Here is a 21447-nt window from a genome sequence, read left to right as displayed (position 1 = left end):
GGAATTCGCTCCGGATCGCGCCTTGAATCGGGCGGCGCGCCGGGGGAGTCTTCGGCCGGTGACGTCCGCCCCGCCTCGCGCCGTGCCCGCCTGGGTGCGCTTCGCGCCGCTGGCCGTGGCCGCGGTGATCCTGGTCTGGCACGCGCAGCAGTACGACTTCGTCACCGACGACGCGTTCATCTCGTTCGTGTTCTCGCGCAACCTGGCCGAGCACGGCGAGCTGACCTTCAACCTCGGCGATCCGGTCGAGGGCTACACCAACTTCCTGTGGACGTTCATCCTGGGCGCGCTGATGGTGGTCGGCGTCCCGCCCGAGATCGCGGCGCGGGTGCTCGGCGTCGGCTTCGGCCTCGGCGTGCTCGCGATCACGTTCCGCATCGGCGAGCGCGCGCTCGGGCGCGGCCACCCGCTGGCCGGCCTGGCGCCGCTCTTGCTGGCGTGCTCGAGCGGGTTCGCGTGCTGGTCGTCGGGCGGGCTCGAGACCCAGCTCTACACGTTCCTGATCGCGGTCGCGCTCGACGGCTACCTGGCGGCGAGCGCCGGCGACGACGCCCGCGGCCTGCGCCGGATGGCCATCGCGCTGGCGCTGGCGTCGATGACCCGGCCCGAGGGCCCGCTGATCGTCGCGCTGTTCGGCCTGCACCGCCTGGGCACCAACCTGATCGGCGAGCGGCGGCTGCGTCCGAGCCGCGCCGAGTGGCACGCGGTCGGCTGGTTCCTCGGGCTGTGGGCGCCGTGGTTCGCGTGGCGCTGGTGGTACTACGGCTGGCCGTTCCCCAACACCTACTACGTCAAGGCCGCCGGCGCGGCGGTGCCCGGCTACGACGCCAAGATGCGCGGCAACGGCTGGCACTACGTCGGGCGCTGGTTCACGCAGACCGGCCTGGCGTGGGCGTCACCCCTGGCGCTGCTCGGCCTGATCGAGCGGCCGCGCCGGACCGCCCGGTTCGCGCTGGTGACGCTGGCGCCGATCGTGGTCGTGGTCTACCTGCGCTACGTCGCCGGCGTCGGCGGCGACTTCATGGGCCTGCACCGGTTCATCATGCCGCTGTTCGTGCTGGCGGCGCTGGCGGTGGCGCTGGGCGTCGACAACCTCGGCCGCGTGCTGGCGCGGGCGTGGCCGGCGCCGAGCGCGCGCGCGGTCGTGGTCGGCGGCGGCGACGGCGCGCCCGGCGGCCGCGCCCGGACCTGGCCGGCGGTCGCGCTCGCCGCGATCGTGCTGGGGCTGTTCGCGCGCCGGCAGCTCGACCTGACCCGCGCCAGCCTGAAGTTCGGCAACTTCCGGAACGACCGCGGCATCGACACGCCGGCGTACCTGCGCGCGTACACCCACGACCGCGTGCTGATCGGCAAGGCGCTGCGACCGTGCGTGCGGCCCGACGACTTCGCGATCTACGGCGGCGTCGGCGCGCTGCCGTACTACGCGCGCCTGCCCGGCATCGACGTCTTCGGCCTGGTGTCGGCGCGCGTGGCCCACGAGGTGCCGCGCACCAACCCGCGCGCCGGCCACAACAAGTGGGGCCCCGACCCGCTCATGGCCGAGCACCACCCGACGATCATCCTGTCCTGCTACGACCTGCGGCGCGTGCCCGAGCCGGCGCCGCTGGGGCACTGCGCCGGGTTCTGGCAGGCGCGCGGGTTCGAGCGCGTCGTGCTGCACGTGCCCGGGCTGGTCGAGCGCGGCGAGTACCTGACGTTCCTGGCCCGGGCCGATCGGCCGATGACCTGCCCCGGGCTCGCGCGATGACCTGGCGCGCGCGGCTGACGCCGTGGGCGATCGCGCTGGCGCTGGTGGCGCTGGTGCTGATCGCGCGCGCGGCCTGGGTGACGCCGCCGCTGGCGCGCCTGGCGACGGTGCCGACCTCGCCCAGCGATCCGCCGGGCACGATCGCGCGCACCGGCAGCCTGCACCTGGCCCGGGGCGGACCGTTCGTGGTCGGGTTCGCGTCCCCGGGGCCGGCCCGGCTGGAGCTCGAGGGCCGGCCGCCGATCGTCGGGCGCGGCGTGATCACCGCGCGCATCCAGCTCGCGGCCGGGGCGATCGGCCTGCGCTTCGCGGCGCCGCCGGGCGCGCGGCTGGTGTGGCACCCGCCCGGACGCCGCGGCGATCCCGAGTACGTGCCGGCCTCGTCGCTGGCGCCCGAGCCGCCGGCGCTGGCGCGGTTCGATCACCCCGGCGCCGCGCGCGGGGACGCGGCGGCGGCCTGGGCGATCCTGCTCGTCGTCGTGGCCACGGCGCTGTGGACCGCGCGGGCACGGCTGCGGGCCACGCCGCGGGCGCTGCTGGGCGCGACGCTGGCGGTGTTCGCGCTCGCGGCGCTGGCGCGGCTGTGGGATCTCGGCGCCGCCGGCCAGACCTGGGACGAGGACACCTACTGGTCCGCCGGGCGCAACTACGTCCAGAACCTCGTGCGCGGCGACTTCGACGACGCCGCGTGGCGCTGGAACTACGAGCACCCGCCGGTGACCAAGTACCTCGCCGGGCTCGGCGGCCTGTGGAGCGACGGCTACGGCGGCGCGCGCGCGCTGTCGGCGCTGGTGATGGCGCTCGGGTGCGCGCTGCTGGTGCCGATCGGTCGGCGCCTGGCCAGCCTGCGGGTCGGCGTCGGCGCGGGCGTCATCGCCGCGCTGTCGCCGCACCTGATCGCCCACGGCCAGATCGTCGGGCACGAGGCGCCGTCGGTCGCGGTCTGGGCGCTGGCGTGGTGGGCGTCCTTGCGGGTCTGGGACGGCGGCGCTCGCGGCCGCGCGCTCGAGCTCCGGCTGGCGCTGGTCGGCGTCATCCTCGGCGTCGGCCTGATGACCCGCTTCGTCAACGGCCTGGCCGCGCCGGCCATCGGCCTGACGATCTTGATCACCGCGCCGGCCGAGGCCCGCGCGCGCGCGGTCGCGCTGGGCCTGGCGATCATCCCGGCGGTGGCGGTGCTCACCGCGATCGTGCTGTGGCCGCGGCTGTGGCAGCACCCGATCGCGCACACCGTCGAGGCCTGGCACAAGCTCAAGGGCACGCACAGCGGTGAGCCGTTCCTGGGCGCGATCACCGCGACGCCGCCGCGCTGGTACTTCCTGCCGTACCTGGGCGCGACCACGCCGCTGGTGATCCTGATCGCCGCGGTCGGCGGCCTCGGGGTCTGGGCCCAGCGCGCGCGCCGGTCGCTCGCGATCGTCGCGGTGTGGTTGCTCGCGCCGCTGGTGGTGGCGCTGTCGCCGGTGCGCCAGGACGGCATCCGCTACGTGCTGCCGATGCTCCTGCCGATCGCGCTCGCGGCCGCGGTCGGCGTCGACGCGCTCGCCACCTGGCTGGCGGCCCGCGCTCGACGGTGGGCGGCGCCGGCGGTGGCGGCCGCGGTGGCGATCTACCTGATCGTGACCTGCGCGCGGATCCATCCGTACTACCTCGACTACTACGGCGAGCAGGTCGGCGGCACCGCCGCGGTCGCGCGCGCCCGCCGGTTCGAGGTCGCGTGGTGGGGTGAGGGCCTCGGCGAGGCCATCGGCTACGTCAACCGCCACGCGCGGCCCGGCGATCGGGTCCACCGCCGGTGCGTCGAGCCCGCGCACCTGACCTGGTTCCGGGGCGACCTGTGGGAGCCGGTCGACGATCCGCGCCAGGCGGCGTGGATCGTCCACTACCAGCCGAGCTGGCGGCCGTGTCCGATCCCGCCCGACGCGCGGCGGGTGCTGCGGGTCGAGGCCGGCGGCGCGCCGCTGGTCGACGTCTACCAGCGCGGTGGCGCGTGACGCCGCGCCGCCTGGCGATCTACGTCGAGGCCGACCGCCTCGCCGGCGCGGTCGCCGCGGCCACCGGCCTGGCGTGCCCGACCGGGTGCGGCGCCTGCTGCGTGGGCGCGCCGCCGCACGTCAGCGAGGCCGACGTGGCGCCGATCGCCCGGGCCGCGGTGGCGGCGGGCGAGGGCGAGGCGCTGCTCGATCGCGCGACCGCGATCGGCGCCGGGCCGTGCGCGCTCTACGCCCCGGCGCAGCTGCCCGGCGGCTGCACCGTCTACGCGCAGCGGCCGATCGTGTGCCGGTTGTTCGGGTTCGCGGCGGTGCGCGACAAGCGCGGCGCGCCCGAGCTGGCGATGTGCCGCGAGCACGCCGCGATCGATCCCACCGCGCGGGCCCGGGTCGCGGCGTACCTGGCGGCCGGCGGCGAGGTCGCGATCTTCGCGGACCTGCAGGGCGAGGCCCACGACGACGGCGGCGCGGGCCTGCGGCCGATCAACCTGGCGCTCGCCGCCGCGCTCGAGCGCGAGCTCTTGCGGGCGCGCTACCGCTGACCGACGCCACGCACAGGATCAGCGAGTCACGGCAGGGGCCGGCCGAGCGTCCACGGCTCGAACAGCTCTTGCTCCATCTGGGCCTGGGCCTGGGCCTTGGGCGCGGGCGTCGGCGCGGCGACCTTGCGGACGCCGGTCACGTTCCACGACTGCGTGCAGTACGCCTTGCCCTTGAGGTAGTACTCGGCGACGAAGACGACGTTGAGGACCGCGTTGTCGCCCTCGCCGTTGACGGTGCCCGCGGTCGAGAACCGGCCGTCGAGCCCCTGGATCGAGGTCTTGCCGATCTTCGACGACGCCTTGAGCCGACCGCCCTTGCTGGCGGTGCCGGCCATCATCGGCATCCGGTCGATGTCGACGTTGATCGTCGCGCCCCGGCGCTTGCTGATCTCGATCGCGCCGCGGTTGAGCACGATGCCGGTGTTCTGACAGTTCGACGTGACCTCCTCGTACTTGACGTCGAAGGTGCCGGCGACCGCGGCGGCGTAGTCGTTGTCGGCGAGCGCCGTCGCCGGAGCGAGCAACGCGGCGAGGACGATCATGGTGCGCATGGTTCCCTCATGTGACGGCGCCCGGGGCGGTGTGATTCATCGCACCGTGGCCGGAGCCAGGATCGCCGAGATCCGCAGCCGATGCGAGCACATGTGACGCGCACCCGGGTGTAGGTCCGGGTGCGCCGCCACGATCACGGCGCCCGGGCGGTGGCCGGGGCGCGCGGCACACGACCATGGTCTCACACGGCCATGGCTCACGGCGCCTGGGCGGTGGTCGGGGCGTCGCGGTACACGACCATGGTCTCGATCGACTTCACGTCGGCGTTCTCGCGCGCGACCACGGTGATCACGTTCGAGCCCGGCCACAGCGGGATGTCCCCCTGGAAGGCGAGCGTGTTCGGCGTCTTGCCGCCGCGGTTGGACTTGTAGAGCACCTTGCGGGTCTCGATCTTGGCGCTGCCATTGGCGACGAACACGTAGACGTCCTCGAGGTGGTCGTCGTCGGTGGCGGTGCCGGTGAGCGTCAGGCGCTCCGCGGTGGTCTCCTGCATCGGCGTCGAGATCGTGATCGCCGGCGGCGTGACCTGGTAGCGCGCGCTGACCACGCCGCTGGGCTTGCCGCTGGACTTGCTGACGCCGCGGGTCGCGACGAAGCCGGGCGCGCCGGTGTCGAGCTCGACCTTGGTCCAGGGCCCGATCGTGCCGAGCACCTTCCAGCGCGTCCCCTTGGCGGCGGTGGCGATCACCGTGGCGTCGGCCGAGGCGCCCTCGCGGATCTCGGTGCCGGCGGCCTTGGCCTCGACCAGGCCGGCCGCGGCCGCGATCGCGCCGCCGCTGGCCAGCACCGGGAACTTCAGCTTCTCGCCCGACTGCGCGCCGATCTCGGCGTCGTAGATGACCAGCTCGATCGTGGCCTCGGCCGCCTCGAAGTCGGGCTGGACCGTGAACCCGAACTCGACCGTCTTGGTCGCGCCCGGGGCCAGCTCGCCCAGCTCCATGCGCGAGCTCTCGAGCTGGACGCCGGCGCCGCTGGTGTTGCGCAGGACCGCCGTGGCCGCGGGCGCGGTGCCGCTGCCGGTGTTCTTGATCTGGACGCGCACGCGGTGGCGCTCGCGCCGCTGCAGCAGGCCGTCGCCGTTGCCCAGATCGATCAGCTGGTGGGTGTACGCGAAGGTCGGCCGTGGCGCCGGCTTGATCGCGACCGACAAGGGCGGGACCGGGGCGGTGGCGCCGCGGGCCTCGGCCAGGTCGAACGAGATGCGATCGACCCGGCGGATCGCGTCCTTCTGGACCTCGACCTGGGCGGCGAAGGTCCGGGTCTCGCCCGGCGCGACCTTGCCGATCACCAGCTCGTCGTCGTCGAAGATGCCGTCGTCGGCGTGGGCCCGCAGGTGGACGCGGTAGGCCGGGCCGGCGCCGGTGTTGGTGACGGTCGCGGTCATGGTCACGACCGCGCCGGGCGGCAGCGGGCCGGGCTGGTCGAGGGTGACCGCGGCGGTCAGGCGGGCCGGCGGCTCAGCCGCGGCCGGGGGCGCCGACCAGTCGACGCCGAGCTTGGCGAGCGCGGCGGCCAGCTTGCCGTCCTCGAGCGCGCGCCGCTTGGTCACCAGGTTCTTGGCGTTCTTGATCAGGCCCGGCCGGTCGGTCGCGGTGGCCGCGCTCAGCAGATCGCGCGCCAGGCCGGTCTCGAAGTCGACGATCAGATCGTCGCTGGCGTCGTCGTCGTCGCTCGGCAGCGGATCGTCGGCCGACTTGTCCTGGGGCTTCTCGTACAGGAACGGCAGCTCGTAGGTCGGCGTGTCGGTGTCCTTGGCGAAGGTCGAGGTCAGGTGGGCGTCGAGATCCTTCTCGCCCCACGACTTGCTCGGCTGCAGGAGCCGGAGGTAGTCGCCGGGGCTGTCGTTCTTGGCCGGCACGAACATGCGCCGGAGCGCGACGTCGGGGACGATGCCGACCGACTGGATCGAGCGATCGCCCGGGGTCAGGTACTGCTCGACGGTCAGCTTGAGCATCGTGCCGTCGTCGTCGTTGCGGTAGAGCTGCTGGACCGAGCCCTTGCCGAAGCTGCGGGTGCCGATCACGATCGCGCGGTCGAGGTTCTTGAGCGCGCCCGCGACGATCTCCGACGCCGACGCCGAGCCGGCGCTGAGCAGCACCGCCATCGGATAGCCGGTCTCGCCGTCCTCGGCGCTGGCCCGGCGCGGCTTGCGCTGGCCGCCCTTGACGGTGGTCACCAGCGTGCCCTGGTCGACGAACAGGTCGGCGGTCTTGACCGCCTGGTCGAGCAGGCCGCCGGGGTTGCCGCGCAGATCGAGGATGATCGCCTGGGCGCCGCCGGACCGCAGCTCGGTCAGCGCGCGCTGGGTCTCGGCCGCGGTCGAGCCCTGGAAGTTGGAGATCTTGATCAGGCCGACGTTGCCGTCGAGCAGCTGCGAGCGCACCGACTCGGTCGTGATCTCGGCCCGGACCAGATCGAACCGCAGCGGCTGATCGGCGCCCTTGCGCGCGACCCACAGCGTCACCGGGGTGTCGGGCTCGCCGCGCATGCGGTCGACCGCCTCGTCGCTGGTGAGCACGTCGGTCGCCTGGTTGTCGATCTTGACGATGTGGTCGTTGGCCTTGATCCCGGCCCGCGACGCCGGCGTGTTCTTGATCGGCCGGATCACGGTCAGCTTGCGGTCGACCATGCGGATCACGATGCCGAGGCCGCCGAACTTGCCGCTGGTCGAGGCGTCGAGCTCGCGCGCGGCCTCGGGATCCATCAGCACCGAGTGCGGGTCGAGGGTCTCGAGCATGCCGTTGACGGCGGCGTACTCGACCGCGGCCAGGTCCGCGCCCGGGTTCATGTTGGCCTCGATGAACGCGAAGATCTGCTTGAGGTCCTTGGCCAGGCGCCACGGCGAGTCGACGTCGGCGGTCGAGAAGGTCTGCCGCTTGTCGTTGACGACGACGGTCAGCTGCTCGTGGGCGAGGTCGGGCTCGACCAGCACCTCCGGGATGTTGAGCTGCACCGAGGCGAGCGCCTGGTAGAGCATGCGCTTGGGATCGATGCGCGTCGGATCGACGTAGCTCTCCTTGATGCGGAGCAGGGTCTGATTGAACGCCTTGAGGTCGGTCAGATCGTGGCGCGCCAGCGCGGGCGTGCCCGGCGCCGCCCACACGGTCTTGGGCGCGAACACGATGCCGTGGATGCCCTCGTGGGTGCGCTTGCTCACCGTGAGGACCAGCGCCATGACGGCCGCCGTGACGACCAGGACCACATGCAGAGACAGGTGCCGGCGCATATCTTGTGAGTATAAGCGCCGTCGTCCGTCGTGCCATTCCCACCGTCACATCCGCGGTCCCCGGCCGCCGTCGGCGTGTGCCGACGTGTAGTATGGTGCGAGCCATGGTTGCCGGATCAGGAACCCGACGCCGCGCCCCGGGCGCAGGCGCCGGCGCGCCGCGACGGCGCGGCGCGCGGGCCGACGGCGACGACGCCGAGCGCGACGACGCGGCCGAGCCCGAGGAGGCGGCCGAGGACGAGGACGCGGCCGACGCCGACGCGGAGCCCGAGGACGACGACAAGCTGGTCGCCGAGGTCGGGACCGTCATCGACGTCGGCGACGAGGAGGTCGCCGACGACGACGAGGTCTGGAAGGCGCTCGAGGCCAAGAAGCGCGGCAACGACCGGGTCGCGCTGATCAAGCGCGATCCCCTGCAGGCCTACATGCAGGAGGTCCGGCGCTACCCGCTGCTGACGCCCGACGAGGAGCACGATCTCGCGACCCGGCTGGTCGAGCACGGCGACAACACCGCCGCCCGCAAGCTGGTCGAGGCCAACCTGCGCCTGGTCGTCAAGATCGCCTACGAGTACCGCCGCGCCCACAAGAACCTGCTCGACCTGGTCCAGGAGGGCAACATCGGCCTGATGCAGGCGGTGCGGAAGTACGATCCCTACCGTGGCGTCAAGCTGTCGTCGTACGCGGCGTTCTGGATCCGCGCCTACATCCTCAAGTTCATCCTCAACAACTGGCGGCTGGTCAAGATCGGCACCACCCAGGCCCAGCGCAAGCTGTTCTTCAACCTGCGCAAGGAGCGCGAGCGGCTCGAGCACCTCGGCTTCGAGGCCAGCACCAAGCTCCTGGCCGAGAACCTCCAGGTGTCCGAGAAGGACGTCGACGAGATGGATCGGCGCCTGTCCGCGCCCGAGGCCTCGCTCGACGCGCCGATGCCCGGCGACGACGAGGGCGGCACCCGCAGCCGCATGGACTTCCTCCCGAGCCCGGATCAGCGGCCGGATCAGGCGGTGGCGCAGAGCGAGTTCTCGACGCTGTTGCGCAGCAAGCTCGAGACCTTCGCCGGCACCCTCGAGGGCCGCGAGCAGACCATCTTCCGCGAGCGCTGGCTGACCGAGTCGCCGCTGACCTTGCAGGACCTGGGTGAGCGCTACGGCGTGTCGCGCGAGCGGGCCCGGCAGCTCGAGAAGCGCATGCTCGGCCGGCTGCGCAAGTACCTCGAGGCCGAGTTCGGCACCGCGGTCGACATCGACGCGCTGTCGCGCGAGTGACCGTGACCGTGACCGGCACGCTGTTCGTGGTCGCGACGCCGATCGGCAACCTCGACGACCTGTCGCCGCGGGCCGGCGAGGCGCTGCGCACCGCCGACGTGATCGCCGCCGAGGACACCCGCCGCGTCGCGATCCTGCTCGATCACCTCGGCTGCGCCGGGCGCCGCGACGTGCGCTCGACCTTCGACGGCAACGAGGCGTCCCGGGCCGAGGAGCTGGCGCGCGAGCTGGTCGCCGGCAAGTCGGTGGCGCTGGTCAGCGACGCCGGCACGCCGGGCGTGTCGGATCCCGGCGCCCGGGTGGTGCGCGCGGCGATCGCGGTCGGCGCGCCCGTGGTCGTGATCCCGGGGCCGGTGGCGGCGATCGCGGCCCTGGTCGCGAGCGGGCTCGCGACCGATCGGTTCCTGTTCCTGGGCTTCCCGCCGCGCGAGCCCGGCGCCCGGGCCGAGCTGTTCGGCGGCCTGCTCGACGAGCGCGCGACGATGCTCCTGTACGAGGCGCCGGATCGGGTCGGCGCGACCCTGGCGACCCTGGCGGCGGCGTTCGGCGACGATCGCGCGGCGTGCGTGTCGCGCGAGCTGACCAAGCGCTACGAGGAGCACGTGCGCGGGCCGCTGGCCGAGCTGCGCGATCGCTACGCGGACACCGCGCCGCGCGGCGAGTGCGTGATCGTGGTCGCGGGCGCGGCGGCGGCGGCGCGGCCGGCGCTCGACCTCGAGGCCGAGGTCCGGGCGCTGCTGGCCCAGGGCCTGGGGCCCAAGGACGTGGCCCAGCGCCTGGTGGTCAAGACCGGCCGGCCGCGGCGCGAGCTGTACCAGCTGGCGCTGGCGCTGGCCCGCGAGGCGCCGCGGTGACCGCGCCGATCCGCTGGCACGACGACACGCCCGAGCTCGCGGTCACGACGCTGACGCTGCCGTGCGGCCTCGAGGTGTTGGTCCACAGCGATCGCAGCGTGCCGCTGGTGGCGGTGTGGATGGGCTATCGCGTCGGCAGCTCCGACGAGGGCGACGGCGACAGCGGCTTCGCGCACCTGTTCGAGCACATGTTCAAGAACTCGCTGCACCTGGGCGGGCGCCACCACTACCAGGTGCTGCGCGAGGCCGGCGCCACCGACGCCAACGCCCAGACCGGCACCGACCGCACCGTCTACCACGAGGTCATGCCGCGGGCGGCGGTCGACACCGCGCTGTGGATCGAGGCGGATCGCATGGGCTTCTTCTTGCCCGGCCTCGACCAGCCCCGGCTGGCCCGGCAGATCGCCGTGGTCCAGAGCGAGCGGCGCCAGCGCTACGAGAACGCGCCGTTCGGCCCCGAGCGGTTCGCGGTGGCCGAGGCGCTGTACCCCGACGGCCACCCGCTGCGCTACCTGACGATCGGCCGCCACGAGGACATCGCGGCGGCGACGCTGGCCCGGGTCGAGGCGTTCTACCGGACCTGGTACGTGCCGGCCAACGCGACGCTGGTGCTGGCCGGCGACGTCGACGCCGACGAGGCCGCGGCGCTGTGCCAGCGCTGGTTCGGCGACTTCCCGGCGTCGGCGCGCCCGGCGCGGCGCGCGTGGCCAGCGCCGGAGGTGGCGGGTCCGGTGCGGATCGTGGTCGACGATCGCCTGGCGGCGCTGGCGCGGGTGCGCCGGTCGTGGATCGGCCCCGCGGCGGCCACCGTCGACGAGGCCGCGCTCGACGCCCTCGCGGTCGCGTGGGCGCTGCCGGGCTCGGGCCGGTTGTGGAAGACGCTGGTGCACGATCGGCAGTGGGCCCAGCGGGTCGGGGTCGGGCTGTCGACCGGTCGGCTCGGCGGCGAGGTCCACGTGACCGTCGACGTCCGCTCGGGCGTCGATCCGGCGGCGGTGTCGGCCGCGCTCGACGACGAGCTCGCGGCGCTCGCGGCCGGCGAACTGGATCCGCGCGGCCTCGACCGGGCGATCCGGCGGCGCGAGGCGGCGACCCTGTGGCGGCTCGACGGCGTCGGCCGGCGCGCGGCCCTGCTGCTGGCGGCCCAGCTCACGACCGGCTCCCCGGCCGGGATCGGCGAGAGCCTGGCGCGGACCCGTGGGCTCACGGTCGACGCGGTCGTCGCCGCGGCGCGGCGGTGGCTGGCGCCGGCGCGCATGATCGAGGTGGTGACCCGGCCGGGGCGCGGCGATGTGTCGCTTGACGCGGCCGCGCCACGACCTACCGTGTAGCGGCCATGACCGAGTTCGCGATCACCATCGAGGGCATGCACTGCGGCGCCTGCGTCCGGCGCGTCAAGACCGCGCTCGACCAGACGCCGGGCGTGACCGAGCTGGTGGTCGAGGTCGGGCGCGCGCGCGGGCAGCTCGACGGCGCCGTGCTGGCCGACGTCGTGGCCGCGGTGACGCGGGCCGGCTACGCCGCGCACAGCGAGTGACGATGACCCCGGCGGCCCCCGCGCTGATCACGCTGCCGGTCGGCGGCATGACCTGCGCCGCGTGCCAGGGCCACGTCGAGCGGGCGCTGCGCGGTCAGCCGGGCGTGACCGACGTGACCGTCAACCTCGTGACCCGCTCGGCCCGGGTCACGGTCGACCCGGCCGTGGCCGACGTGGCCGGGCTGGTGGCCGCGGTCGACGACGCCGGCTACCAGGCCGAGCTGCCGCTGGCCGACGACGACGTGCTGGCGCGGCAGCTCGCCGACGACGCCGAGCGCCGGCGCGAGGTCCGGGTCTGGGCGACCCGGGCGGCGGTGAGCCTGACGTCGATGGCGGTGGTGATGCTCGCGGCGGCGCCGCTGCCGCACGGCCACGATCGCCTGGCGCACGCGCTGGCGCGGCCGGTCGCGCGGGCGGCCCGCGCGGTGGCGCCGTGGCTGTGGGACGTGTCGCCGACGACCCTGGCCTGGGCGCTGGTGGTGGCGACCACGGTCATCGCCGGGATCGCCGGCTGGCCGATCTGGCGCGCGGGCGCGCGCTCGCTGTGGCACCGGGCGCCGGCGATGGACGCGCTGGTCACGCTGGGCTCGAGCGCGGCCCTGGCGATCTCGGTCGCGTACGCGGCCGGCGCCGGCGGCGGCCTGTACGCCGAGGGCGTGCTCGGCATCCTCGGGTTCGTCGCCGCGGGCCACGCGCTCGAGGCCGCGGCCCGGCGGCGCACGACCAGCGCGCTGTCGGCCCTGGCTGGCCTGGTGTCGCCGACCGCGCGCATCCTCGACGACGACGGCGTCGAGCAGACCCTGGCGACCGCGGATCTGCGCCGGGGCGATCTGCTGCTGGTCCGCCCCGGCGAGCGCGTCGCCGCCGACGCGACCATCGCCGACGGTGTCACCGAGGTCGACGAGGGCCTCGTGACCGGCGAGGCCGTCCCGGTCCGGCGCGGCCCCGGCGAGCGCCTGCTGGCCGGCACGATCAACGGCCCGGGCGCGGTCCGGGCCCGGGTCACCGCCGCCGCCGGCGGCAGCACGGTCGCGCGGATGGTCGCGGCGGTGCGCGACGCCCAGGGCACGCGCGCGCCGACCCAGCGCCTGGCGGATCGCGTGAGCGCGGTGTTCGTGCCGATCGCGATCGCTCTGGCCGCGGCCACGGCGCTGGCGTGGTGGCTGATCGATCGCGACGTCGCCGGCGCGGTCGCGCGGGCCGCGACCGTGCTGGTGATCGCGTGCCCGTGCGCGATGGGCCTGGCGGTGCCGACCGCGGTGATGGTCGCGACCGGCCGCGCGGCGCGGCGCGGCGCGCTGATCAAGGGCGCGGCGGTGCTCGAGCGCCTGGCCAGCGCGCGCCGGGTGATCTTCGACAAGACCGGCACGCTGACGCGGGGCCAGCCCGAGGTGACGGCCGTCCGCGCGGTGATCGGCGACGACGCCGAGGTGATCGCGCTCGCGGCCGCGCTCGAGGGCGCCAGCGAGCACCCGCTGGCGCGCGCGGTGGTGGCCGCGGCCCGCGCGCGCGGCCTGACGATCGCCCGGGCCCAGGGCGTGGTGGCCGAGCCCGGTGCCGGCGTCCGAGGTCGGGTCGGCGCGCGGGCGATCGCCGTCGGCACGCCGGCGCTGGTGATCGCCGACGGCGTCGACCCCGCCGCGGCCGAGGCCCTGGCAGAGGAGCTGGCCGCCGACGGCGCCACGCCGGTGCTGGTCGCGATCGACGGCGCGCTCCACGGCGGCCTGGCGGTGCGCGACGAGCTGCGCGACGACGCCGCGGCCACGGTCGCGGCGCTGCAGGCCCGCGGCCTGAAGGTGGCGCTCCTCAGCGGCGATCGGGCCGAGGCCGCGAACCGGGTCGCGCGCGCGGTCGGCATCGGCGCGGCCGACGTCTACGCCGGGGTCGATCCGGCCGGCAAGCTCGACCGGGTCCGGGCCGAGCCCGGGACGATCATGGTCGGCGACGGCTACAACGACGCGCCGGCCCTGGCCGCGGCGGCGGTCGGCATCGCGCTCGGCTCCGGCACCGACGTCGCCACCGCCGCCGCCGACGTCACGCTGATGCGCCCGTCGCTGGCGCTGGTCGACGAGCTGATCGGCGTCGGCCGGGCCGCGGTCCGCACGATGCGCGCGAACCTGGCGTGGGCGTTCGCGTACAACCTCGTGACGCTGCCGCTGGCCGCGGGCGCCCTGACGCGCTGGGGCCTCGAGGTGTCGCCGATGCTGGCGTCGGCGCTGATGGGCCTGTCGTCGGTGTCGGTCGTGATGTCGAGCCTGATCCTGGCCGGTCGGTCGCGCTAGCGCGGACGGCCGCCGCCGCGCCCACCGCCACCGCCACCGCCACCGCCGCCGCCGCCGCCGCCGCCGCGTCCGCCGCGTCGCCCCTCGAGCGCGGCCAGGAGCGCCACGTCCTGGGTCTCGAGCGCGCCGCGCTGCGCGGCGAACAGCTCGTCCTCGCGCTGCGCGTGATCCCGGTAGCGCGTGGCGACCTCGGCCGCGGCGGTCGCGAACCCGCGCGCGTCCTCGGCCGACGGCACCCGCTCGTCCCAGGCGCGCGCGCGCCCCGCCAGGTCCTCGAACCCCGCCACCAGCGGCGCGTGCTCGGCCGAGAGCGCCGCCAGCGCCGCCGCGGTCTGGGGCTGGGCCCGGGCCAGCGCCGGGAACACCACCGTGTCCTCGTCGCCGAAGTGGCGCGGCGTCGAGCGCCCGAAGAACGCCAGCGTGTCGAGGATCTCCTCGAGGTCGGTCATCCCGCCGACGCCGGCCGCCAGGCGCTCGGCGGCGCCGGTGAGCGCCTCGAGCCGCTCGTGGTGGCGGCGGTGCGACATGTCGAGCTGGGCAAACGCGGTCATCGGTCGCACGCGATCCATGACCCGATTGCACCACATGCGCGTGGCCGCAGCTACACTGCCTCCGCCATGGTCGATCCCGTCGTCATCATCGGCAGCGGCCCCGCTGCCCACACCGCCGCCATCTACACCGCCCGCGCCGATCTGCACCCGATCTTGTTCGAGGGCTGGATGGCGGGCGGCATCGCCGCGGGTGGTCAGCTCACGACCACCACCGACGTCGAGAACTTCCCGGGCTTCCCCGAGGGCATCGGCGGCCCCGAGCTGACCGACCGCTTCCGCGCGCAGTCGGTGCGGTTCGGCACCGTCATCCACACCGAGACCGTGACCCGGGTCGACCTGTCGCAGCGGCCGTTCAAGTACGTCACCGACGAGCGCGAGGGCCTGGCCCAGACGCTGATCATCGCGACCGGCGCCACCGCCAAGCGCGACGACGTCCCCGGCACCCGCGACGGCGAGCTGTGGCAGAAGGGCGTGTCGGCGTGCGCGGTCTGCGACGGCGCGCTGCCGATGTACCGCAACCAGCCGCTGTTCGTGATCGGCGGCGGCGACTCGGCGATGGAGGAGGCCGGCTTCCTCACCAAGTTCGCGAGCAAGGTCTACCTGGTCCACCGCCGCGACGAGCTGCGCGCGTCGAAGATCATGCAGGACCGCGCCCGCGCCAACCCCAAGATCGAGTTCCTGCTGTCGCACCAGGTCACCGCGGTCACCGGCGACCAGGTGATGCGCGCCGCCAAGGTCCGCGATCTCAAGACCGGCGCCGAGCGTGAGCTCGCCGCGGCCGGGCTGTTCTTCGCGATCGGTCACGTGCCCAACGCCGGCTTCCTCGGCGGCCAGGTCGCGACCGACGAGCAGGGCTACATCATCACGACGCCGGGCACGACCGCGACCAGCGTCGCCGGCGTGTTCGCCGCGGGCGACGTCCAGGACAAGAAGTACCGCCAGGCGATCACCGCCGCCGGCTCGGGCTGCATGGCCGCGCTCGAGGCCGAGCACTTCCTGTCGACGCACTGAGCGCTCAGAGCTCGTCAGTTTTTCGGTCGAGCACCGGTCCAGGCGCCGGGAGTCTCGCGTCTCGGAGGGGAGGCTCGTCGGGGCTTGCCCCCGACGAGGGGAGCCTGGCGACAGGCATCCCTGGAAAACTCAGCGCCGGTAGCTTCAGTCGAGCACCGGCCACGCGCCGGGACTTGCGCGCGCTGGGTGGGCCCGATCGGGGCTTGCCCGCCCGAGCAGACGACAGGAGGGGACCTCCAACCTCGGAGCCCCCTGCACCTGCCTGGGATCGGCGACGAACCCGGCGGACCTCGGGCCAGGGCGGACCGTCGAGCTCGCGCGGCTCACCATCGGGCGCCAGGTGACCGCGATCAAGTCGTCGATCCGCGGGCGTGCCTAGCTTGTGATCGAACATCACCAGCGAGGTCGAAGATGGGCGCCACCATGATCGGAGTCGTCATCGGGTTCATCCTGGGCGCGGGCGCGTACGGCGCTGGCGGCGCGGTCGGCGGCGCCATGGTCGGCGCGCTGGTCGGCGGCAGCGCCCACGCGCTGGTGTGGATGTGGGCTCACTCCGGCAACGCGCCGGTGGTCGAGCGGCACCGGGTCATGTGCACGCCCTACGGCGCGGTCGCGGACATCGACTTCGAGGGCGACCTGCAGCGCCGCCGCTGGACCGACGTCAAGCGTTGCTCGCTCCTGCAGGTCGCGACCGAGGTCTCGTGCGACAAGCGCTGCCTGCGGCGGATCAACGACGCGCGCGTGCGGCCCGGCGGCGCGTGCGACTGCCAGGCCCAGGCCGGCTGACGCGCATCAATCGGCGGCGGGCACGGCGAGGTGCCGGCCGGTGGCGAGGCCGCGCGCGAACGCGGCCAGCTCGCCCATCGACGCAACCATGTACGCGCCGCGCAGCGGGCCGAGGTCGTGGCGGTGGCGTCCGCCGACCACCAGCGTGGCGCCGCGGGCCGTCAGATCGCGCGCGAGCTGGTCGAGCTCGGCCGCGAGGCCCGCGGTCGGCGGCGTCGACACGCTCATCCACACCAGCGCCGGCCGGTGGTGGTTGGCCGCGTGGATCAGCGACGGGACCGGCGTGTCGGGGCCGAGGTTGACCGCCCGGATCCCCTCGCTGGCGAGCACGATCGACGCCAGCAGGGTGGGCAGCAGGTAGGGATCGCCGCTCGGCGCGCCCCCGACCGCGACCGGGCCGGTCTCGGGCGGCTCGCACAGCGAGCGCAGCTGCGACACCGCGTGCAAGCACGCGTCGACGGCCCGGTGCTCGATGAACACGCCCGCCGCGTCGTGTTGCCACAGCTCGCCGATCCGGCTGAGCGCGCCGTGGATCGGGCCGTCGCACATGGCCGCGATCGTGGCGCCGCGCAGGTACATGCCCATCAGCAGGCCGCGGACCTCGCGCCCGTTGCCCGCGGCCAGGTGCGTGAACAGGGCGTCGTCGCTGCCGTCGTCGTTGGCGACCGCCGCGATCTCGGCCAGGCCCAGCACCTCGGGGCGGACGATCTCGGCGCCGGTCGCGCGGATGAACCGCACCGCCTCGGCGATCGGGATCCGGCGGTGGCCGCCCTCGGTACGCGCGACGGTGATCTTGCCGGCGTCGGCCCACCGCTTGAGCGATGACTCGCTCACGCCGATCGCCGCAGCCAGATCCTTGGGAGAGAGTGCGCGCTTCACGTTTCCACCTTAGAGCGTGGCCGGTTTGGTCGGTTACAAGAGGGTGTTCACGAGATCTCGCTGGTCTCAAGTACCTTGAATTACTTGATCGCTGGCTGAGAGTTGCGATGAACGTTCAAAACGTCCTTGCGCTGAACGATTCGTGAACTATCATGGACGTTATGAACGATTCAACGTTGACCACCGAGCTGGCGGACGGACCCGCCGTCTCGTTCACCGAGGACGACCGCGGCTTCGTCTACGCGGTCGTGCGCCGGATCGTGCGGGACGAGGACGCGGCCGATGACGTGACCCAGGACGCGCTCCTCGCGGCGTACCGGCACCGCCACACCTTCCGTGGCCAGTCCCGCTACCGCACCTGGCTCTACCGGGTCGCGGTGACCTCGGCCCTGTCGCACCTGCGGCGCCGCCGGCAGCGTCGGGCTGAGGCCACCCGGAGCCTCGACGTCGCCGGCGCCGACCGCGACCTGGCCACGGCGGCCCCGAGCCCGGAGCGGGTGGTCGCGTCGGCGCAGACCGCGGGGATCGTGCGGCGTCACCTCGACCAGCTCGACCCGCGCTACGCGTCGGTCCTGCGGCTCCGGCTCGACGAGGATCTCGGCGAGGCCGACGTCGCGCGCACGCTCGGGTTGTCGGTCGCGACCGTGAAGATCCGGGGCCACCGCGCCCGCCTGGCGTTGCGCTCGACCCTCGCGGCCGCGCTCTGACGTGTCATGCTCAGGGCGATGGTGAGCCCTGCCGATCCGCCGCGCTCCGACGCGGGGTCTGATTCGTCGCTCCTGACCAAGGTCCTCGCGGTCCTGCTCCTGCTGGTGGCCGCCGCGCTGGTGTTCACCGTCGTCAAGATGCGACGGGCCCAGCCCGAGGTCGTCTACGAGTCGCGGCCGATCACGATGCCGGCCGGCGACCTCGGCGCCGACGAGAAGAGCACCATCGCGGTGTTCAAGATGGCGTCGCCGTCGGTCGTGCACATCACCAACATCGCGCAGATGCGCAACGTCATCACGTCGTCGGTCGACGACGTGCCCCAGGGCACCGGCTCGGGCTTCATCTGGGACGACGCCGGCCACATCGTCACGAACTACCACGTGATCGAGGGCGCCACGTCGACCGAGGTGACGCTGGCCGACGGCAGCACCTTCGAGGGCAAGATCATCGGCACCGCCCGCGACAAGGACCTCGCGGTCATCAAGATCGACGCGCCGCCGTCGAAGCTCGCCAAGATCATGATCGGCACCTCGGCCGACCTGCAGGTCGGCCAGAAGGTGCTCGCCATCGGCAACCCGTTCGGCCTCGATCAGACCCTGACCACCGGGGTCATCAGCGGGCTCGGGCGCGAGATCACCTCGAAGAGCCAGCGCAAGATCTACGACGTGGTCCAGACCGACGCGCCGATCAACCCCGGCAACAGCGGCGGGCCGCTGCTCGACGGGCAGGGCCGGCTGGTCGGCGTCAACACCGCGATCTACAGCCCGTCGGGGGCCAGCGCTGGCATCGGCTTCGCGGTCCCGGTCGACACCGTCAACCTGGTCGTGCCCCAGATCCTCAACCTCAAGGGCGAGGTCCGCCCGGTGCTCGGCATCAACATCCTGTCGGACGGCGAGATGCGGCAGATCGGCGTGATCGGGGTCGGCATCCGCAATGTCACGCGCGGCGGGCCTGCCGATCGCGCCGGGATCGCCGGGCTGGTCCAGGGCGGCCAGGGGCTCGAGCTCGGCGATGTCATCACCAAGATCGACGGCAGCGTGGTGGCCAAGACCGCCGATCTGTTCCGGGTGCTCGATCGCCGGCGGATCGGCGACTCGGTCGAGCTCGAGGTGACCCGCGGGAGCAGCCGCCGCACCGTCAAGGTCACGCTCGAGGTCGCGCGCTGACCAGGCCGGTCGTGCGGCGCGCGCACGGCCCGGGCGCGCGGGGCAGCGGCCGGCACCCGCGCGGTCATCGCCGGTGTCCGCGGCGGCTGGGCGCGCGGGCGCGTCGGGACGGGACGGCGGGGCGAGGTGACCGCGACGCCGGGGCGAGGTGACCGCGACGCCGGGGGCCAGGTGATCGCGCGCAGCGCGTCGGGTCGACCCAGCGTCGGTCAGCGCTCGACGAGCGCGCCGCCGGTGACCGAGAACCCGGCGACCGGGCCCGACAGCAGCGCGGCGACCGCGTCGGCGCGATCGCCGAGCGGGTGCTTGTGGCGGGCGAGGATCTCGGCGATGCGCTTGCGGAACCGACCGCTCTCCTCCTCGGGCCGGAGGAAGGCGTCGAGCAGCGCGGCGGCGGTCACCTCGGGCGGGGCCTCGGCGACGGCCTCGGCCGCGGCGACCCGGACGTTCTGATCGAAGTCCTTCAGGTACGGCACCAGGCGGCGGGCGACGCCCTCGTCGCCGTGCTTCCACTCGCCCAGCCAGCGGATCAGATCGAGCCGGCGCTCGGGGTCGCGGGTGTAGCCGGGCTTCTCGTCGGCGAGCACGCCGTCGACGGTCTCGAGCACCTGCTCGTCGGTGCCGATCGCCCCGAGCACCGCCAGCGCGTGGGACAGCTGCGCGGCGCCCTTCATGAAGCGCCGCAGCGGCGCGAGCGCCACCGCGCCCTTGGAGGTCAGGACCTCGACGATCCAGGCCTTCTCCTGCTGATCCTCGACCTGGTTGTTGCTGGTGATGCTCCAGCGCTTGCACATCCCGAACAGCGCCTCGTCGGTGCCGTCCTCCCGGAGACGCTCGAGGGCACCCCAGCGGTCGGCCTGCTGGGCCAGCTTGTTGGTGGCGCGCTCGATCGTGCGCTGCAGAGACTTTTCTTTGGAGAACAGGCCGAACACCATGGCGGGCATCCTATAGCACCGGCGCCGCTGTGCCACCAGCCGCCCGAACGGTGAGGATGTCTCGGGCGGGCAGCGCTCGGGCCCCACGACGCGCGGCCCAGCGCCGGGCCCAGGCCCTGGGTTCGACGCGAGGATCGGCCCAGGTCGGCCCGGGCTCGACACGCGGCCGTGCGCCGGGCGCGGGGCGGGCTCGACGCGGGGCCGTGCGCCGGGCGCGGGGCGGGCTCGACGCGGGCCGTGCGCCGGGCGCGGGGCGGGCTCGATGCGCGGCCGTGCGCCGGGCGCGGGCCTAGTACCTCGCCGCAATGAACTTGACCGGTTGAGGACGCCGATCCATCGCCGATCGCTGCGTTGAACCTCCTCGAGTTCCAGCGAGGAGCCCGTCGTCGGTTCGCCTTGCGCTCGGCGCGCCTCGACGCCCGCAACCGGTCAGATCCACTGCGGCGAGGTACTAGATGCCGGTGCCGGTCAGCCCGATGGTGCGCGGCCCACCGGGCGTCGCCGTGAGCGTGATCGTGCCGGTCGCGTCGCCGGTCGCGGTCGGGGCGAACTCGACCGAGATCGTGCAGGTGCCAGCGGCCGGCACGGTGGCCGCGGCGCAGGTGTCCGCGGTGATCGAGAACGGCGCGGCGGGCGCGGCCGTCGCGATCGTCCCGGACGTGCCCGCGCCCGCGTTGGTGACGGTGATGTCCATGCTCGCGGTGGTCGTGGTCGCCAGGGATCCGAACGCGATCGTGGCCGGGGCGGTCAGGCTGGCGGTGCCGACCCCGGTCAGGTTGATCGACACCATGCCGCCGCTGGTGGCCATGGCCGACGCGACGCCGGCCGCGGCGCCGGGCGCCGACGGGGCGAACCGCACCTCGAACGTGCAGGTCGCGGCCGGCGCCAGGGTCATCCCGGTGCACGTGTCGCTGGCCCCCGCCACCAGGGTGTAGGCCGCGCCGGTGACGGTCACCGTCAGCGCCGACGAGGCGGCGCCGCCGCCGTTGCGGACCATGACCGGCATGATCGCGGCCTGGGTCTCGACGACGTCGCCGAAGTCGAGCGGCGCGGCGGTGATGATCTGCAGCGCGGCCACCGCGGCGTCGAGCGGCGCGTCGGTCGGCGCGTCGGTCGGCGCGTCGAGCTCGAGCGCGTCGATCTCGGGCGCGTCGACGGCCGCGTCCACGTCGGGGGCGTCGACGTCGCCGTCGGGGGCGGCGTCGGCCATGGCCGCGTCGACCGAGCCGGCCTCGCACACGAACGTCTCGGCGACGCCGTCGAGCTTGCACCAGCCGTCGCCGGCGCAGTAGTAGCCGCCGGGGCACGAGCTGTCGGTGCCGCACAGGAACGCGCAGCTCGGGCGCGGGGTGTCGTAGCAGGCGGTCGCCGCCACGGTGGCGACGAGGGCGAACAGGAGCGAGCGGAGCGTCATC

The 21447-nt window shown here is 74.2% G+C and carries 18 protein-coding genes; 12 read left to right on the top strand and 6 right to left on the bottom strand.

All coding sequences use genetic code 11. The features are described 5' to 3' along the window. Positions 1-82 precede the first annotated feature (82 nt). Genes IPL61_03600 through IPL61_03590 form a run of 3 tightly spaced genes read left to right on the top strand, consistent with a single transcriptional unit; the run spans position 83 to position 4280 of the window. Positions 83-1747, top strand: a complete 1665-nt coding sequence (locus tag IPL61_03600) for a hypothetical protein (protein ID MBK9030417.1) — start codon at positions 83-85, stop codon at positions 1745-1747. Then, positions 1744-3741 carry a glycosyltransferase family 39 protein gene (locus IPL61_03595; protein ID MBK9030416.1) on the top strand — a complete coding sequence of 666 codons (1998 nt, stop codon included), beginning with the start codon at positions 1744-1746 and terminating at the stop codon, positions 3739-3741. The genes IPL61_03600 and IPL61_03595 overlap by 4 nt, the downstream gene beginning before the upstream one ends. Further along, on the top strand, positions 3738-4280 hold the full coding sequence (locus IPL61_03590; protein ID MBK9030415.1) for a YkgJ family cysteine cluster protein: 543 nt from the start codon (positions 3738-3740) through the stop codon (positions 4278-4280). The genes IPL61_03595 and IPL61_03590 overlap by 4 nt, the downstream gene beginning before the upstream one ends. A 26-nt stretch (positions 4281-4306) precedes the next feature. On the opposite strand, the gene IPL61_03585 is transcribed toward IPL61_03590, so the two are convergent. Both IPL61_03585 and IPL61_03580 read right to left on the bottom strand, forming a co-directional pair. Continuing rightward, positions 4307-4831 (bottom strand): hypothetical protein, encoded by a 525-nt coding sequence (locus IPL61_03585; protein ID MBK9030414.1) that lies wholly within the window; start codon positions 4829-4831, stop codon positions 4307-4309. A 197-nt stretch (positions 4832-5028) separates the two neighbouring features. Next, the gene (locus IPL61_03580) at positions 5029-8058 is read right to left on the bottom strand and encodes a PDZ domain-containing protein (GenBank protein MBK9030413.1); all 3030 of its coding nucleotides are present in this window, start codon (positions 8056-8058) and stop codon (positions 5029-5031) included. Between the two features lie 104 nt (positions 8059-8162). Here IPL61_03580 and IPL61_03575 point away from each other — a divergent pair, with 104 nt between their 5' ends. Genes IPL61_03575 through IPL61_03555 form a run of 5 tightly spaced genes read left to right on the top strand, consistent with a single transcriptional unit; the run spans position 8163 to position 13996 of the window. Then, entirely contained in the window at positions 8163-9323 is a 1161-nt protein-coding gene (locus IPL61_03575) for an RNA polymerase factor sigma-32 (GenBank protein ID MBK9030412.1), read from the top strand. A 20-nt stretch (positions 9324-9343) separates the two neighbouring features. Beyond that, complete coding sequence (gene rsmI / locus IPL61_03570; GenBank protein MBK9030411.1) at positions 9344-10177, top strand: 16S rRNA (cytidine(1402)-2'-O)-methyltransferase; 834 nt, start codon at positions 9344-9346, stop codon at positions 10175-10177. Further along, positions 10174-11508: an insulinase family protein gene (locus IPL61_03565; protein MBK9030410.1), complete on the top strand. Its 1335-nt coding sequence runs from the start codon at positions 10174-10176 to the stop codon at positions 11506-11508. The genes rsmI and IPL61_03565 overlap by 4 nt, the downstream gene beginning before the upstream one ends. Before the next feature lie 5 nt (positions 11509-11513). Next, positions 11514-11714 carry a heavy-metal-associated domain-containing protein gene (locus tag IPL61_03560; GenBank protein MBK9030409.1) on the top strand — a complete coding sequence of 67 codons (201 nt, stop codon included), beginning with the start codon at positions 11514-11516 and terminating at the stop codon, positions 11712-11714. Positions 11715-11716: 2 nt separating this feature from the next. Then, complete coding sequence (locus IPL61_03555) at positions 11717-13996, top strand: cation-translocating P-type ATPase (protein MBK9030408.1); 2280 nt, start codon at positions 11717-11719, stop codon at positions 13994-13996. Here IPL61_03555 and IPL61_03550 read toward each other — a convergent pair. Beyond that, a complete protein-coding gene (locus IPL61_03550) occupies positions 13993-14565 on the bottom strand; it encodes a hemerythrin domain-containing protein (protein ID MBK9030407.1) in 573 nt (190 codons plus the stop codon). The two genes, IPL61_03555 and IPL61_03550, sit on opposite strands and share 4 nt — an antisense overlap. A 48-nt stretch (positions 14566-14613) precedes the next feature. Here IPL61_03550 and trxB point away from each other — a divergent pair, with 48 nt between their 5' ends. After that, positions 14614-15558 carry a thioredoxin-disulfide reductase gene (trxB, locus tag IPL61_03545; protein MBK9030406.1) on the top strand — a complete coding sequence of 315 codons (945 nt, stop codon included), beginning with the start codon at positions 14614-14616 and terminating at the stop codon, positions 15556-15558. A gap of 423 nt (positions 15559-15981) precedes the next feature. Then, positions 15982-16344 carry a hypothetical protein gene (locus IPL61_03540; GenBank protein ID MBK9030405.1) on the top strand — a complete coding sequence of 121 codons (363 nt, stop codon included), beginning with the start codon at positions 15982-15984 and terminating at the stop codon, positions 16342-16344. Positions 16345-16350: 6 nt separating this feature from the next. Here IPL61_03540 and IPL61_03535 read toward each other — a convergent pair whose 3' ends face one another. Next, on the bottom strand, positions 16351-17223 hold the full coding sequence (locus IPL61_03535) for a helix-turn-helix domain-containing protein (GenBank protein ID MBK9030404.1): 873 nt from the start codon (positions 17221-17223) through the stop codon (positions 16351-16353). A 161-nt stretch (positions 17224-17384) separates the two neighbouring features. On the opposite strand from IPL61_03535, the gene IPL61_03530 reads away from it, so the two are divergent. Further along, complete coding sequence (locus IPL61_03530) at positions 17385-17930, top strand: sigma-70 family RNA polymerase sigma factor (GenBank protein MBK9030403.1); 546 nt, start codon at positions 17385-17387, stop codon at positions 17928-17930. A gap of 18 nt (positions 17931-17948) precedes the next feature. Further along, complete coding sequence (locus IPL61_03525; protein ID MBK9030402.1) at positions 17949-19097, top strand: trypsin-like peptidase domain-containing protein; 1149 nt, start codon at positions 17949-17951, stop codon at positions 19095-19097. A gap of 209 nt (positions 19098-19306) precedes the next feature. Here IPL61_03525 and IPL61_03520 read toward each other — a convergent pair whose 3' ends face one another. Both IPL61_03520 and IPL61_03515 read right to left on the bottom strand, forming a co-directional pair. Further along, on the bottom strand, positions 19307-20032 hold the full coding sequence (locus tag IPL61_03520; GenBank protein MBK9030401.1) for a hypothetical protein: 726 nt from the start codon (positions 20030-20032) through the stop codon (positions 19307-19309). A gap of 451 nt (positions 20033-20483) precedes the next feature. After that, a complete protein-coding gene (locus IPL61_03515; GenBank protein MBK9030400.1) occupies positions 20484-21446 on the bottom strand; it encodes a choice-of-anchor D domain-containing protein in 963 nt (320 codons plus the stop codon). Position 21447 lies beyond the last annotated feature (1 nt).

It is taken from the genome of Myxococcales bacterium (assembly GCA_016717005.1).
In the GTDB taxonomy this organism is placed as follows: Bacteria; Myxococcota_A; Polyangia; order Haliangiales; family Haliangiaceae; genus UBA2376.
Note: the sequence above shows the minus strand (reverse complement) of the source record. Positions and strands in the feature narration are given on the sequence as shown.